Below are 14,824 nucleotides of genomic sequence, written 5' to 3' on the forward strand. Positions count from 1 at the left end.
GGTGATGACAAACTGATTGCAATACGTTACTGAGAAAACCTATCATTTGCACCTGGAGTCGCATTTGCGCAAGGAGTTGCGCGCAGCCCTTATTTTTCTCACTGGCCGTGCGCCTCCAGGTACGAAACATGCCCGCTTCAGCTCGACTCGCTGCTCCCTTTCGTCCGACGCTTCTCGCCCTGCTGTGCTCCCTGACTGTCACCGCTCACGCCGCCGAAGGCGATAACAAACAACTGGTGCTCGACAACGTCAACATCAACGCTCAGGCCCCAGCGCCAGATGCCCTGCCCCCCGCCTACGCCGGTGGTCAGGTCGCTCGCGGCGGCCAATTGGGCGTGTTGGGCAATCAGGACATGATGGACGTACCCTTCAGCGCCGCGTCCTACACCGAGCAACTGATCCAGGATCAGCAGGCCGAAAACGTCGCCGATGTGCTGCTCAACGATTCCTCCGTGCGCCAGGCCTCGGGCTACGGCAACCAGGCGCAGGTTTTCATGATCCGCGGCCTACCGCTCAACAGTGACGATATTTCCTATAACGGCCTGTACGGCGTGCTGCCACGGCAGATCATTTCCACCGATGCTCTGGAGCGCGTGGAAGTGTTCAAGGGCCCGAACGCCTTTATCAATGGCGTAACCCCGACCGGCTCGGGCATCGGCGGTGGTGTCAACCTGCAACCCAAGCGCGCCGGTGACGTGCCGCTGCGTCGCTACACCACCGACATCAATAGCGAAGGGCGCATCGGTCATCACTTCGATATTGGCCAGCGTTTTGGTGAAGACAACCGTTTCGGCGCGAGGATCAATCTGTCCCAGCGCGAAGGCGATACCGCTATCGATCACCAGAACCAGCGCTCCAAACTGTTCGCCATTGGCCTGGATTACCGTGGTGATGCCCTGCGGATTTCCGGTGATTTCGCTTACCAGAAAGAGCGCGTCAACGGTGGCCGCAGCTCGGTCAACCTCGGCACTGCCACGCACATTCCGGACGCACCCTCGGCCGACACCAACTACGCGCCGAAGTGGGGCTACACCGACATCGAAGACACCTTCGGCATGCTCCGCGCCGAGTACGACCTGAACGACAACTGGACCGCCTACGCGGCCGGCGGCGCCAAGCACACCCGTGAAGTCGGGCGCTACAACTCGACCACCCTGGTCGGCAACAGCGGCGCCTCGTTCACCACCGGCTCGTTCATTCCCCACGATGAAGACAACACCAGCGTCATGGCCGGCCTCAACGGTAAATTCAATACGGGTCCGGTCAGCCATAAGCTCAACTTCGGCCTGACCGGGATCTGGGCCGAGCAGCGCAGTGCCTATGATTTCGACCTGACCCGCTACAGCAACAATATCTATCACCCGGTGCAAACCCCATCGCCGGTGGGCAACTTTGCCGGTGGCGACGTGAACGACCCGGGCATCGTCGGCAAGACCTTCAACCGCAGCCTCGCGATCTCCGACACCCTCGGTTTCTTCGATGATCGCCTGTTGATCACCGCGGGCCTGCGTCGTCAGCAACTGGTCGTGCAGGGTTACGGTTACGCCAGCTATGGCAGCGGCCCGCGCTCGTCGAGCTACGACGAATCGATCACCACGCCGGTGTACGGCATCGTGTTCAAGCCGTGGGAGCATGTGTCGTTTTACGCCAACCACATCGAAGGTCTGGCCCAGGGCCCGACCTCACCGACCAGCTCCGGCGGCTTTCGCGTGACCAATGGCAACGAAGTCTACGCACCGGCCCGTTCCAAGCAGACCGAGGCCGGGGTGAAAGTCGACATGGGCACCTACGGCGCGAGCCTGGGTGTATACCGCATCGAGCAACCGAGCGACGGCTACTGTGAAATCGACAGCGCCAGCACCTGCACTTACGTGCGTGAAGGCGAGCAGATCAACAAAGGCGTGGAAATCAACGTGTTCGGCGAGCCGATCAACGGCCTGCGCCTGATCAGCGGCCTGACCTTGATGGACACCGAACTGAAGAACACCCTCAACGGCGCCAACGACGGCAACCGTGCCATCGGCGTGCCGACCTTCCAGTTCAACGCGGGCGTGGACTGGGATGTACCCGGCCTGCAAGGCGTTGCGCTGAATGCGCGGATGCTGCGCACCGGCGGCCAATACGCCGACGCGGCGAACAACCTCAGCCTGCCGACCTGGAACCGCTTCGACGCCGGCGCGCGTTACGCCTTCAAGGTCTCGGAAAAAGACGTGACCTTGCGTCTGGGCGTGGAGAATCTGGCGAACAAGAAATACTGGGCATCAGCTCAGGGCGGTTATCTGACGCAAGGTGAACCGCGAGTGGCGAAGTTGTCGGGCACGATCGACTTCTAAGCAACGTCGTAGCCCGAAAGAGGCCTCGCAACGTCACGGTTGCGGGGCTTTTTTCCGTCTGGCTGATCAACTGGCCACCCTCTCCTTCTGATCCATACTTGCTCCACAGCAAACGGAGGACAGGCCCATGAACCGCAGCGACATCCTGATCATCGGCGCCGGCCCCACCGGCCTGGTGCTGGCCCTGTGGCTGAGCAAACTGGGCGTGCGCGTGCGCATCATCGACAAGACTTCAGCCCCGGGCACCACCTCCCGCGCACTGGCGGTACAGGCGCGAACCCTGGAGCTGTACCGGCAACTGGACCTGGCCGACACCCTCGTACGCAACGGCCACCGAGTGGCGGCGGCAAATTTCTGGGTCAATGGCAAACCCGTTGCGCAGCTACCGCTCAACCGCATCGGCGAAGGTCTGACGCCCTACGCCTTCGTCGAAATCTTCCCGCAGGACGAGCACGAACGGCTGTTGATCGAGCGTCTCGAAGACTACGGCGTCGTGGTCGAGCGTCATACCGAACTTGAGCGCTTCAAGGAAACCGGTGACGGCCTCACCGCGCATTTACGCCTGCCCGATGGCGAGCAGGAAATCTGCCAGGCCTGTTATCTGGCGGGATGTGATGGCGCCCGTTCCGTGGTGCGCAACACCCTCGACACGGGCTTTCCCGGTGGCACCTATCAGCAGATTTTCTACGTCGCGGACGTCAAGGCCAGCGGCCCGGCGATGAATGGCGAGCTGCACCTGGATCTGGATGAAGCAGATTTTCTCGCGGTCTTCCCGTTGGCGGGCGAAGGGCGGGCGCGGTTGATCGGGACGGTGCGCGACGAACGTGCGCAGCGCGCCGACACCCTGGCGTTTTCCGACGTCAGCCGCCGCGCCATCGAACATTTGAAAGTCCAAATCGAAGATGTCCACTGGTTCTCCACCTACCGCGTGCATCACCGCGTGGCGGAGCACTTTCGCAGCGGCCGCGCCTTTCTGCTCGGCGATGCCGCGCACGTCCACAGCCCGGCGGGCGGTCAGGGCATGAACACCGGTATTGGCGATGCGATCAATCTGGCGTGGAAACTCGCCGCCGTGCTCAGCGGCGCTGCCGAGGCCAGACTGCTCGATACTTACGAAACGGAACGCATCGCCTTCGCCCGGCGGTTAGTATCGACCACCGACAAAGTCTTCAGTTTCGTCACCGCCGAAGGGCGCATGGCCGACCTGCTGCGCACGCGGCTGGCACCGTTTCTGATCCCGAAACTGGCCTCATTCGAAACGAGCCGCGAGTTCCTCTTTCGCACTGTGTCGCAAGTCACCCTCAACTACCGTGGCATGCCGCTCAGCCAAGGCGTGGCCGGCCACGTTCACGGCGGTGATCGCTTGCCGTGGGCCCATGACGGTGAGGGGGATAATTACGAGCCGCTGAGGCAGCCGTGCTGGCAGGTGCATGTGTACGGCGACACCAGCGACGAAATGATTGCCTGGTGCCACGAACATCATCTGCCGCTGCATGTGCTCGACTGGCGCCCGGCGTTTGAAACGGCGGGGTTGGCGCGTAACGGCTTCTATCTGCTGCGCCCGGACACCTACGTGGCGATTGCCGATAACAGCGCTGATCCGAAAGTGATCGAACGCTATTTCCACGATCACGGGATCAGACCATTTTTCGCCTGCACCTGACATCAATGTGGGAGCGGGCTTGCTCGCGAAAGCGGTGTATCAGCAACCAATAGTTGCCTGGTACGACGCCTTCGCGAGCAAGCCCGCTCCCACCGTCTGGATTGATGGTGTTTGTCAGATGCCGGCCAGGGCCAGGTCCATCGCAAAGTAAGTGAAGATCAGATCCGCACCGGCACGTTTGATCGCGCCGAGGCTTTCGCGCACCACGCGATCTTCATCAATCGCACCCGCCTGAGCGCCGAACTTGATCATCGCGTACTCGCCGCTGACCTGATACGCCGACAGCGGCAGGTTCGAGGCTTCACGGATGTCGCGGATGATGTCCAGATACGCACCCGCCGGTTTGACCATCAGCGCATCGGCGCCTTCCTGTTCGTCCAGCAGCGACTCGCGCAGGGCTTCGCGGCGGTTCATCGGGTTCATCTGGTAACTTTTGCGGTCGCCCTTGAGCGCGCTGCCGCCGGCCTCGCGAAACGGGCCGTAAAGCGCCGAAGCGAACTTGGTCGAATAGGCCATGATCGGAATCTGCGTGAAACCGGCCGCGTCGAGCGCCTGACGAATCGCCCGCACCTGGCCGTCCATTGCCGCCGACGGCGCAATCACATCAGCGCCGGCACGGGCCGCCGCCACGGCCTGTTTGCCGAGGTTGACCAAGGTCTGGTCGTTATCCACTTCATGGTTGTGCATCACGCCGCAGTGGCCGTGATCGGTGTATTCGCAGAAGCAGGTGTCGGACATCACGATCATTTCCGGCACCGCGTCCTTGGCGATCCGCGACATGCGCGAGACCAGACCGTTTTCGCGCCAGGTGTCGCTGCCGTTGCCATCCAGATGATGGGACACACCGAAGGTCATCACCGACTTGATGCCGGCGCGGGCATAACGCTCGATCTCGCCGGCCAGTTTGCGTTCGGGGATACGCATCACCCCCGGCATGCTCTTGATCGGCACGAAGTCGTCGATTTCTTCCTCGACGAAAATCGGCAGCACCAGATCGTTCAGGCTGAACTCGGTTTCCTGGAACAGACTGCGCAGGCTCGCATTGCGGCGCAGACGGCGGGGACGTGCTTCGGGGAACTGACTGGACATGGGGCTTTCCTGAAACCTGCAGATGAGACGAAAGTCGTAGGGGGCGAAGCTTATGCCTTGCGGGGGGCGCGGTACAAACCTGGATCAATCAAGAGTGCATTACCGCGTACGCAATAATCGCTGGCTTCCCCCCCGATGCATTTTGCGGTCAGAGCGTCAGCTGTCCTGCAATGCACGTCACCACAGACCCGCCAACCCAGATTTCATCGCCAAGTCGGCTGATCCGAATCCGCCCTGCCCGGCCCATGCTCAAGCCCTGACTGACCGTATAAGCGTCTGGCGCCATGCCCTCGCCCAGTAACCATTGGGCAATCCCGGCATTCAAGCTGCCGGTGGCCGGGTCCTCCGGCATCCCATCACCGGAAATAAACGCACGGACCTCGAACTGGGCCTCATCGCCGTCACGCTCAGGATTCCACGGCGCTATGACGCCTACCGCCAACCCTTGCATCTGTGAATGGTCCGGTTGCAGAGTCAGCACCTGCTGCCGGTCCTTGAGCATCACCGCCAACCACCCAGCGCCGTTGTCCACCCATTGCGCGTGGACAATGGCGTCGCCGCTAAGCCCCAGCCCCCGCTGCACCCGCGCCATGACTTCGGCCTCGACGGGGCCCGACCTTAGCAATGGCGGGGCGAGAAACGCGAGTTCTGCGCCCTCGCGGCGTATCCGTACCAGCCCGACGCCGCACTCCTGAATGATGTCATTGCCTTTGGGCACCCCACCTGCTTCCAGCCAGGCATGGCAGGTGCCGAGTGTCGGATGACCGGCAAACGGCAATTCGCTCAGGGTCGTGAAGATCCGCACCCGATAATCGGCGCGCGGATCTTGCGGTTCAAGAATGAAGGTGGTTTCACTCAAATTGGTCCAGGAGGCAAATGCGGCCATGCACTGATCGCTCAGAGCGTCGGCGCCAAAAACCACCGCCAGCGGATTGCCTTTAAGCGCTCTCTGGCTGAAAACATCGACTTGCTTGAAATCGAATGAACGCATACACCGTCCTTATTGAGGAATGCTCAAGCCACGCACCACCGCCGGCCGCGCCACAAATCGCTCCAGCACACGGGTGACATTCGGGAAATTCTGAATACCAACCAAATCACCCGCCTCGTAGAAACCAATCAAATTACGCACCCACGGGAACGTGGCGATATCAGCGATGGTGTAGCGCTCGCCCATGATCCAGTCGCGGCCTTCCAGGCGCTTGTCGAGCACGTTGAGCAGGCGTTTGCTTTCATCCACGTAGCGATCACGCGGACGTTTGTCCTCGTAATCCCTGCCGGCGAATTTATTGAAGAAACCGAGCTGGCCAAACATCGGGCCAATGCCGCCCATCTGGAACATCAGCCACTGGATGGTTTCGTAGCGCAGGGCGCCTTCCTGGGCCAGGAGCTGACCGCTCTTGTCAGCCAGATAAATCAGGATCGCGCCGGACTCGAACAGCGGCAGCGGTTGGTCCTGCGGGCCGTGGGGATCGAGAATCGCCGGGATCTTGTTGTTCGGGTTCAGCGACAGGAACTCGGCGGACAACTGATCGTTGCTGTCGAAACCGACGCGGTGCGGCTCATACGGCAGGCCGATCTCTTCAAGCATGATCGAGACTTTGACGCCGTTGGGGGTAGGCAAGGAATAGAGCTGAATCCAGTCGGGGTACTGCGCCGGCCATTTCTGGGTGATCGGGAACGCGGACAGATCGGTCATGGGAAGCATCCAGTCACAAAAGAGACCCGATCATAATGCATCAATCGTCACATCCTGCGGCTAGCGTGCAAAAGCCAGGATCGAACCAAACCGGCCTCAGGGGACTCTGAGCTATGCCTTTATTGAAAGGGACGCCGTTCACGACATGGAAAACACCCGGTGCTGGGAGCCCGAGGTGCAGAGGTTTGTCAGCCTTAACCGAATATGCTGAAGAACCTTTTATTTCATGACGAACCTGCTGAGTTTCGCCAAGCGCTTCAAACAACGCGCTTATGTGGCCCTGCCCTCGCTGCTGGCAGTCAGTGCATTGATTCTGTCACTTGAGTCCAGTGAGAGCCGCGCACAACCGGTCGACGGTACCCAGACGCTGGTGTTTTTGCGCCACGCGGAAAAACCCGAGGGCGGTCTCGGTCAGCTCAACTGCCAGGGCCTCAATCGCGCCATCGATCTATCGACGCTGCTGCCGGAAAAGTTCGGCAAGGCCAATTATGTGTTCGCCGCCAATCCGACGCGCAATGTCGAGGAGGGTGAGCTGGACAACGCCTACAGCTACATTCGTCCGCTGATGACCATCAGCCCCGCTGCGATCAAACTCGGCCTGCCCGTGAACATCGAGTTTTCGGCCAATGACACCAGCGACCTGGCCCGCGAACTGCTCGAAGACAAGTATCACAACTCGACGATCTACACCGCCTGGTCCCATGGCTATCTGCCGGAGCTGATCAACAAGGTGGCCGGCAAAGCGCTGGGCGAGAAACAGACCATCACCGATGATTGGGCCTCCAGTGATTTCGATTCGCTGTACGTGCTGACACTGACCTGGCACAACGGCAAGGCCAGTTTGCAGAGCCACAGCTACAAGCAGGGGCTGGATCATGGCAAGCAAACCTGTCCCACCTGATGGCGATGTCGTCTGATCCGGCGCTTGCTCGCGAAGAGGCCATTCAAACCAACATCAATTTTTCTGACTCACCCGCTCACGCAGATACTCAAGAACCGCCGCCCGCTCCCCGGCAAACTCGATCCGCCCGCCCTTCTTCTCCCGCTGAAACACATACATCGGGTCGTAATACTCACGCAGCAGCCCCTCGATCCAGCCGCGATGCAGATCCACCGCGCCACTGCGGGCCTGCTCGGCCAGCGCCTCTTCCATCAGCGTCAACATGCGTTGATGACGTTCGCCCCCCAAACGCTTCTGCACGTTGTTCAGGCTTTCCAGCAGCCGCTGCGAAAACAGCACGAATCCATCTTCGCCATGCACCGCCGAAAATTCAGCCGACAGGTCCACCACATAGTCACGCAGAATCCGCTCGACACGATCCTCAAAACTGTCTTCCAGCCAGACCATCGGGTACTGCTGCATGCCTTGATACAGCGGCAGCGGCAACGCACAACTGCCGACCACCCGGCTTTCGTCCTCCAGCACAAACTGCTCGATGCCAGTCTCGCGCTTCTTGAGGATGTCGATTGACAGACGGTTTTCAAAATCGATATTCGACGGCTGCCCGGTGGCACGTTTACCAAAACTGGAGCCGCGATGGTTGGCGTATCCTTCCAGGTCCAGCCCATTGCGCAACTGCACCAGCACTTCGGTTTTACCCGTGCCGGTCATGCCGCCCAGCAAGACGAAATCACATTGCGCGATGGCTTGCTCAAGGGTGTTGATCAGAAAACCGCGCATCGCCTTGTAGCCACCACCGACGCGTGGATAGTCGATGCCGGCCTCGTCACGCAACCACTGCTGGGTAATCTGCGAACGCAAGCCTCCTCGAAAACAATAGAGATAACCATCAGAATGGGCCCGGGCGAAGTCGGCCCAGGCCTGAATGCGCTCGGCCTTCACCGCACCGGACACCAGTTGATGGCCCAGTTCGATGGCCGCTTGCTGACCCTGCTGTTTGTAGCAAGTGCCGATTCTCTGCCGCTCGATGTCGTTCATCAGCGGCAGATTGACCACACCGGGGAACGCGCCGTGGGCAAATTCAATCGGCGCGCGGGCGTCCATCAGCGGTCGGTCGTTGAGGAAAATGTCGCGGTAATCGGTGCAGTCGCGGAGCATCAAATCACCTCGACTGCGGTGGTCTGTCGCTCAACCAGTTCGCCGATTGGCGCAAGGTTCAGGCCCAGTTCGGCGGCGACGGCGAGGAACTCGTCATTGCCTTCAGGCGTTACGGCAATCAGCAGGCCCCCGCTGGTTTGCGGGTCGCACAGCACACGCTTGTGCAGTTCCTGCACGCGGCCGACCTTGCTCGAATAGCTGTCGAAGTTGCGCAACGTGCCGCCGGGCACACAACCCTGATCAAGGTAATACTCGACGCTGTCCAGGCGTGGCACACGGTCATAGGCGATGCGCGCCGTGAGCTGGCTGCCATCGGCCATTTCCACCAGATGCCCGAGCAGGCCGAACCCCGTGACGTCGGTCATCGCGGTGACACCGGCGAGTTTGCCGAAACGGCTGCCGGGTTTGTTCAAAGTGCACATCCAGTCGCGGGCCACACCGACATCGGCGGCGCGCAACTTGCCCTTCTTTTCAGCGGTGGTGAGGATGCCGATGCCCAGCGGTTTGGTCAGGTACAGCAGGCAGCCGGCCGTGGCGGTGTCATTGCGTTTCATGTGGCGCTTTTCGACAAGACCGGTGACCGCCAGACCGAAGATCGGCTCCGGCGCATCGATCGAATGCCCGCCCGCCAGCGTAATCCCCGCCTCGTCGCACACTGCACGGCCGCCACGAATCACTTCCCGCGCCACTTCCGGCGCCAGCACATTGACCGGCCAGCCGAGGATCGCAATCGCCATCAGCGGATCACCGCCCATCGCATAGATGTCGCTGATCGCGTTGGTGGCGGCAATGCGGCCGAAGTCGAACGGGTCATCGACAATCGGCATGAAAAAGTCAGTGGTCGACACCACACCGCGCTCGGCATCGATCTCATACACCGCCGCGTCATCACGCGAGGCGTTGCCGACCCACAGTTTCGGGTCGAGGTTCTGCGCGCCGCTGCCGGCCAGGATCACCTCCAGCACCTGCGGGGAAATCTTGCAGCCGCAACCGGCGCCATGGCTGTATTGGGTCAAACGAATCGGCTCGCTCATGGGGAAGTCTCTGGCAGGGAATGGGGCGGATTCTAGCAGAGCGTGGGATGACGGATTTGTGCGGTGAATCGCAGGAGCCCATCGCGAGCGAGCCCGCCCCTATATTTGGAATGCGTGCGCCTGCGCAAGCCAGTCTGCAGGCAGAGCGAGCGCGCTCCCACTGGGGATTTTCAACGTTCAAGAAAGAATTGGTACGGCTTATGCAAACGTTTGCGATCCGTCAATCCCGGCATTTTCGTCACAAAACCTTACAGGCCCGCAGACCCGGGCCTTGATCCGTAAAAAAGGACTTTGAATGCACAGCGCATCCCTTCTTCGCGCCCCATTTTCGCGCACGTTTGCTGTTTCCTTGCTACTGGCCGGCGTTACCGGACTTCTCAGCCAAAGTGCTCTGGCACAATCGACGCCAGCCGAAGAGTCCGCCCAAGGCGAAACCCTCAGCCCCGAAGCCAGCCCGCCGAAAAAAGGGGCGTACCTGTCGGATTGGTATAACCAGGACCTGACCCTGATCGGCAGCAAGGACATCAGCTTCGGCCCTCAACCGGCCGACGATATCTACCTGGAATACGAGTATTTCGGACGCAAAGGCCCGTTCGAGCTGTACGGCTACATTGATGTGCCAAAGATTTTCAACATCGGCAACAGCCATGACAAAGGCGTGTGGGACCACGGTTCGCCGGTGTTCATGGAGCACGAACCGCGCATCTCCATCGACTACCTCGCCGGCCGCAGCCTGGCCATCGGCCCGTTCAAGGAATGGTACGTAGCGTTCGACTGGATATACGACCACGGCAGCCGCAAAGAGAACCGCGCCAACACCCTCTACAGCGGCTTCGGCACCGACATCGACACCCATTCGCGGGTCAATCTGTCGGCCAACCTGTATGGGCGTTACCAGTGGGAAAACTACGGTGCGAGCAATGAGTATTCCTGGGACGGCTACCGCGCCCAACTCAAGTACATCATCCCCATCGACAGTTACAGCAACGGCGCCTCGCTGACCTATATCGGCTTTACCAACTTCGACTTCGGCTCCGACATGCACAAGGACAATCCGGCACGCACCGCCAACGCCACGGTGGCGACCAATGTCTTGTTGTACTCGTTCACGCATTTGCGCTTCACGCTGGTGGGGCGTTATTTCCACAACGGCGGCAACTGGGAGGACGGCAGTGAGTTGAACTTCGGCGACGGTAATTTCCGCGCCCGTTCCAACGGCTGGGGTTACTACGCCGGCATCGGTTATCAGTTCTGAATCCAGGAGATGTTCATGCAAGCAATGATGCGAGTTTCACTGGCCGCAGCCACCCTGCTCTCTTCCACGGCGTGGGCTGTCGAAGCGCCGATCCAGCCCAAGGTTGTCCTGATCACCATGTTCGCCCCCGAGGCACAGCACTGGATTGATCGCTTGGAGCTCAAGCAGCAAATCCGCGTGCCGGGCCTGTCCGCCGAATACCCGACCATCCGCTGCAACACGCAGCAGGTGTGCCTGTTGACCACCGGCATGGGCCAGACCAACGCTGCCGCGTCGACCCTGGCACTGGCCTTGTCGCCGAAATTCGACCTGCGCAAAAGCTATTTCCTGATCGCCGGCATTGCCGGGATCAGCCCCAAACACGGCACCCTCGGCACCGCCGCGTGGGCGCATTACCTGGTGGAGTTCGGCACGCAGTGGGAGCTGGATTCACGCGACGCACCGTCGAGCTGGCCGACCGGTTATCTGGGCATCAACACCCGGGGCCCGAACGAAAAACCGCCGCTGGACTACAAGACCGAAGTCTTCGAACTCAACCCGACATTGCAGGCCAAAGCCTTCGCGCTGAGCCACGACGTGGCACTGAGCGAGAGCAAGGAATCCGCCGCGTGGCGCCTGAAATACCCCACCGCCCCGGCCAATCAGCCGCCAGTCGTCACTCGCTGCGACACACTGGCAGGCAACACCTGGTTCTCCGGCACGCGCCTGAGCGAACGGGCCGAGGTCTGGACCAAACTGTTGACCGACAACAAAGGCGAATACTGCACGACGCAACAGGAAGACAACTCGACCTATGAAGCGCTGCTGCGTGCCAGCCGCGAAGGTCTGGTCGACGTGCAGCGCCTGGCCGTGGTGCGCGCCGGCTCCGACTTCGACCGCCCGGCCCCGGGCGTCAGTGAAGTGGACAATTTGCTCAAATACGCCGATCAGGGCGGTTTTGTCCCGGCACTCGAAAACCTCTACCGCGCCGGCAATCCGCTGGTGCAAGACATCCTCAAGCACTGGTCTGCCTGGGAAAACGGCGTCCCGCAATCCTGAACCCCACGCAATACAAACGGTGGGAGCGGGCTTGCTCGCGAAAGCGTCGTATCAGTCGATATTTCTATTGCCTGACACACCGTATTCGCGAGCAAGCCCGCCCACCGTTTTGCGTTGTGGTGTATCAGGGAATCAGGATGACCTTGTCACCACGGCCCTGATTGACCTCGGTATACCGCGCCAGGCCTTCGGCCAGCGGCGCTTCCACCAGCCCTTGGGGCAACGGCAGCAAGTCTTCATCGAAGAGGCGCCCGAATTGTTCCAACATGGCCGCGCACGCTTCAACGCCGTACAGCAGCGAGTTGATGCCGACCACCGAACCGCCCTTGCGATACAGCGCCAATGCTGGCAACTGCACATGGCCGTCGGTCGGCGCGGCGATGATGGCGATGCGGCCGAACGGCGCGAGTGCCGCAACGGAGGCCGGCAACCAGAAACCCGTGGTGTCAAAGATCACATCGGCACCGCCGGTATACACCGCGTTGACCTGCGCACCGAGGTCTTCAGGTTTATCCAATTGCAGCGTCTGGTAGCCCTGCGCTTGCAAGTCCTTGACCTGCTCCGGCCGCCGCGCCGCTGCCAACAACTGCGCGCCGCGAACGTTGGCCAACGCCAACGCTGCCGTGGCCACCGCACCGCCGCCGATCACCAGCAAACGGGTTTCGGCGGTAACCAGACTGCGCTCCAGCGCATCCCACGCCGTGGTGTACGGCACGCCGAGGCTGGCAGCCTGGGCGAAACTCAGGTGCGACGGTTTATGCGCAACGCCCTTGATCGGGAGTTTGACGAATTGCGCATGGGAGCCATCGGCGAAAAACCCCAGCTCACGCCCGGTGCCCCAGACTTCCTGACCGATCAACGCCTGCGGGCCTTGGACCACAACCCCGGCAAAATCCCGCCCGGGAATGCGTGGCAGCGTGGTGTAGGGAAAACGCCCGAGGACGTTTTTCACGTCGCTGGGGTTCAGGCCGGCGGCCTTGATCTCGACCAATACTTCATCATCGCCGGGCACCGGGGTCGGCACTTCAACGTAGCGCAGGGAAGACAAGTCGCCGGTTTGATCGAATTGCAGTGCTTTCATGGACACATCCACCGAATAAGAAAGAGGGATTTCAGGACAACCAACCGGCCACCAGTTGCCGGCCCATCGGCCACAACTGCTCACCCGCGAGCATGCCCAGCAAGCCAACCAGCGCAATGGCCGGTGGGGCTGGAGAACGGAAATCCAGCGCACCGTAGAGCAGGCCGACACCAAGGCCGATGCCCAGCGAAATGAGGTAGTTCATGGAGAAAACTCCGCCGCGTAAAGGGAATGGGCAGAGTCTAGGGAAAGGACTTGATCGCTACCGGCCAAGGACTTCTGATTATCGGCCAAATGCCTGAAGTACGCCGACAGTCCCGGTGTGAGCGGGCTTGCTCGCGAAAGCGTCGTACCAGTCGATATTTCTATTGCCTGACACACCGCCTTCGCGAGCAAGCCCGCTCCCACAGGATCTGCGTTCAGTCTGCCGTGAATTGTGAAGGGGGAACACCCAGCTCCCGGCGGAACATGTCGCTGAAACTGCTCGGCGAATAGCCCAGCTCACGGGCGATGGCGCTCACGGCAACGCCTTGGATCAACTGCGCCACCGCCGTCGCCAGTTGCACTTGCCGCCGCCATTCGGCGAAGCCCATGCCCAGGCTGTCCTTGAACAACCGCGCCAATGTCCGCACGCTGGCCCCGGCGTGTTCCGCGTGCTGTTCGAAAGAAATCTCCAGCGACGGTGCGGCCATCACCGCCTGACACACATTCATCAAGCGCCGGTCGGAATCGTCCGGCAAGGGGATCTTCAACGGCGAACGCCTGGCGCGTTTGAGCTCCAGCAAGGCCAGACCGACCATCGCCTCGTAGTAGGCCGGCTCACCACTGTCGCCTTGCTCCACCAGCCCGACGATCAACTCACGCAGCAACCCGCCGACCTCGATCACCTGCACCGTCTCATCCAGTGTCGCCGCGAGCGCCGGACGCAAGTAGATATTGCGCATCTGCAAATCCGACACCACGCGAATCCCGTGCGGTACCCCGGGCGGCAACCACACCGCCCGCTGCGGCGGCACCACCAGCGCCTCGTGCGGGGTTTCAACCCACATCACCCCGCTCATCGCATACAACAACTGCCCCCAGACATGCTCATGCGGCTCGATATACAAACCACGCGGATATGTACGCGCCAGCGGCTGCACGGGGACATCGGTGTCACTGAGATCGGGGGGCGCGGCGAGGGCCATGGCGAGCATTCATTGGGGTTGGTGAAGCCGTCATGGTAACCAGTGCGCCACCGCGTCGCCATGGATAGATACCGTCCGACAATCCGAGTGAATTTTCCGCTCGCGCCGCGATCCTTCTATTACCACAGGGAGGATTACGGGCTTTATGAACAACGCAAAACTGTTTGTCATCGATTACACCCTTCACGGCACGCCCAAGTCGTTCATTATCCGCTCGGACAAAATGGACAACGCCGAGGCGTGGCACTGGGCGAGCTGCGACGCGGGAGTGGGTCGAATTCCGCGCTTCGGTCGCGAAAAGGTGCAGAAGACCAGCAAACCTATGGCGGAAAAATTCGGCGTGGAAAACGTCATGTGGCGACCGGCGAGCTAGGCTTTGCCTGGCG

General features: G+C 60.9%; 14 protein-coding genes. 6 read left to right on the forward strand and 8 right to left on the reverse strand.

Annotated features, from left to right (window positions below):
- The first annotated feature begins 128 nt into the window (after positions 1-128).
- Both AACY18_RS11850 and AACY18_RS11855 read left to right on the forward strand, forming a co-directional pair.
- On the forward strand, positions 129-2,333 hold the full coding sequence (locus AACY18_RS11850) for a TonB-dependent receptor (protein WP_339464936.1): 2,205 nt from the start codon (positions 129-131) through the stop codon (positions 2,331-2,333).
- Positions 2,334-2,460: 127 nt separating this feature from the next.
- Positions 2,461-3,996 (forward strand): FAD-dependent oxidoreductase, encoded by a 1,536-nt coding sequence (locus AACY18_RS11855; RefSeq protein ID WP_339464938.1) that lies wholly within the window; start codon positions 2,461-2,463, stop codon positions 3,994-3,996.
- A gap of 114 nt (positions 3,997-4,110) precedes the next feature.
- On the opposite strand, the gene hemB is transcribed toward AACY18_RS11855, so the two are convergent.
- The 3 genes from hemB to AACY18_RS11870 all read right to left on the reverse strand — a co-directional run bounded on the left by hemB (position 4,111) and on the right by AACY18_RS11870 (position 6,784).
- Positions 4,111-5,085, reverse strand: a complete 975-nt coding sequence (gene hemB / locus AACY18_RS11860; RefSeq protein ID WP_221734359.1) for a porphobilinogen synthase — start codon at positions 5,083-5,085, stop codon at positions 4,111-4,113.
- Between the two features lie 148 nt (positions 5,086-5,233).
- Positions 5,234-6,076 (reverse strand): PhzF family phenazine biosynthesis protein, encoded by an 843-nt coding sequence (locus AACY18_RS11865; RefSeq protein WP_339464940.1) that lies wholly within the window; start codon positions 6,074-6,076, stop codon positions 5,234-5,236.
- A gap of 9 nt (positions 6,077-6,085) precedes the next feature.
- The gene (locus AACY18_RS11870; RefSeq protein ID WP_339464941.1) at positions 6,086-6,784 is read right to left on the reverse strand and encodes a glutathione binding-like protein; all 699 of its coding nucleotides are present in this window, start codon (positions 6,782-6,784) and stop codon (positions 6,086-6,088) included.
- 226 nt (positions 6,785-7,010) lie between these two features.
- Between AACY18_RS11870 and AACY18_RS11875 the strand changes: the two genes are divergently transcribed.
- Positions 7,011-7,685, forward strand: coding sequence for a histidine phosphatase family protein (locus AACY18_RS11875; protein ID WP_339431917.1), 675 nt, complete (start codon positions 7,011-7,013; stop codon positions 7,683-7,685).
- Positions 7,686-7,739: 54 nt separating this feature from the next.
- Here AACY18_RS11875 and mnmH read toward each other — a convergent pair whose 3' ends face one another.
- Both mnmH and selD read right to left on the reverse strand, forming a co-directional pair.
- Positions 7,740-8,843 carry a tRNA 2-selenouridine(34) synthase MnmH gene (mnmH, locus tag AACY18_RS11880; RefSeq protein ID WP_339431916.1) on the reverse strand — a complete coding sequence of 368 codons (1,104 nt, stop codon included), beginning with the start codon at positions 8,841-8,843 and terminating at the stop codon, positions 7,740-7,742.
- Positions 8,843-9,877, reverse strand: a complete 1,035-nt coding sequence (selD, locus tag AACY18_RS11885; RefSeq protein ID WP_339431915.1) for a selenide, water dikinase SelD — start codon at positions 9,875-9,877, stop codon at positions 8,843-8,845. Before selD ends, mnmH begins: the two co-directional genes overlap by 1 nt.
- A 295-nt stretch (positions 9,878-10,172) precedes the next feature.
- Between selD and AACY18_RS11890 the strand changes: the two genes are divergently transcribed.
- Positions 10,173-11,132, forward strand: a complete 960-nt coding sequence (locus tag AACY18_RS11890; protein ID WP_339431914.1) for a nucleoside-specific channel-forming protein Tsx — start codon at positions 10,173-10,175, stop codon at positions 11,130-11,132.
- 15 nt (positions 11,133-11,147) lie between these two features.
- On the forward strand, positions 11,148-12,170 hold the full coding sequence (locus tag AACY18_RS11895) for a purine-nucleoside phosphorylase (RefSeq protein WP_339464943.1): 1,023 nt from the start codon (positions 11,148-11,150) through the stop codon (positions 12,168-12,170).
- 124 nt (positions 12,171-12,294) lie between these two features.
- On the opposite strand, the gene AACY18_RS11900 is transcribed toward AACY18_RS11895, so the two are convergent.
- The 3 genes from AACY18_RS11900 to AACY18_RS11910 form a co-directional block, all read right to left on the reverse strand.
- Positions 12,295-13,251: a quinone oxidoreductase family protein gene (locus tag AACY18_RS11900; protein WP_339464945.1), complete on the reverse strand. Its 957-nt coding sequence runs from the start codon at positions 13,249-13,251 to the stop codon at positions 12,295-12,297.
- A gap of 31 nt (positions 13,252-13,282) precedes the next feature.
- Positions 13,283-13,456 carry a DUF1427 family protein gene (locus tag AACY18_RS11905; RefSeq protein WP_095138741.1) on the reverse strand — a complete coding sequence of 58 codons (174 nt, stop codon included), beginning with the start codon at positions 13,454-13,456 and terminating at the stop codon, positions 13,283-13,285.
- 214 nt (positions 13,457-13,670) lie between these two features.
- Positions 13,671-14,447 (reverse strand): AraC family transcriptional regulator, encoded by a 777-nt coding sequence (locus tag AACY18_RS11910; RefSeq protein WP_339464946.1) that lies wholly within the window; start codon positions 14,445-14,447, stop codon positions 13,671-13,673.
- Between the two features lie 136 nt (positions 14,448-14,583).
- Between AACY18_RS11910 and AACY18_RS11915 the strand changes: the two genes are divergently transcribed.
- On the forward strand, positions 14,584-14,811 hold the full coding sequence (locus AACY18_RS11915; RefSeq protein ID WP_221734424.1) for a DUF6555 family protein: 228 nt from the start codon (positions 14,584-14,586) through the stop codon (positions 14,809-14,811).
- Positions 14,812-14,824 lie beyond the last annotated feature (13 nt).

Source organism: Pseudomonas sp. EA_65y_Pfl2_P74, from assembly GCF_963970575.1.
GTDB classification, from domain to species: domain Bacteria; phylum Pseudomonadota; class Gammaproteobacteria; order Pseudomonadales; family Pseudomonadaceae; genus Aquipseudomonas; species Aquipseudomonas baetica_A.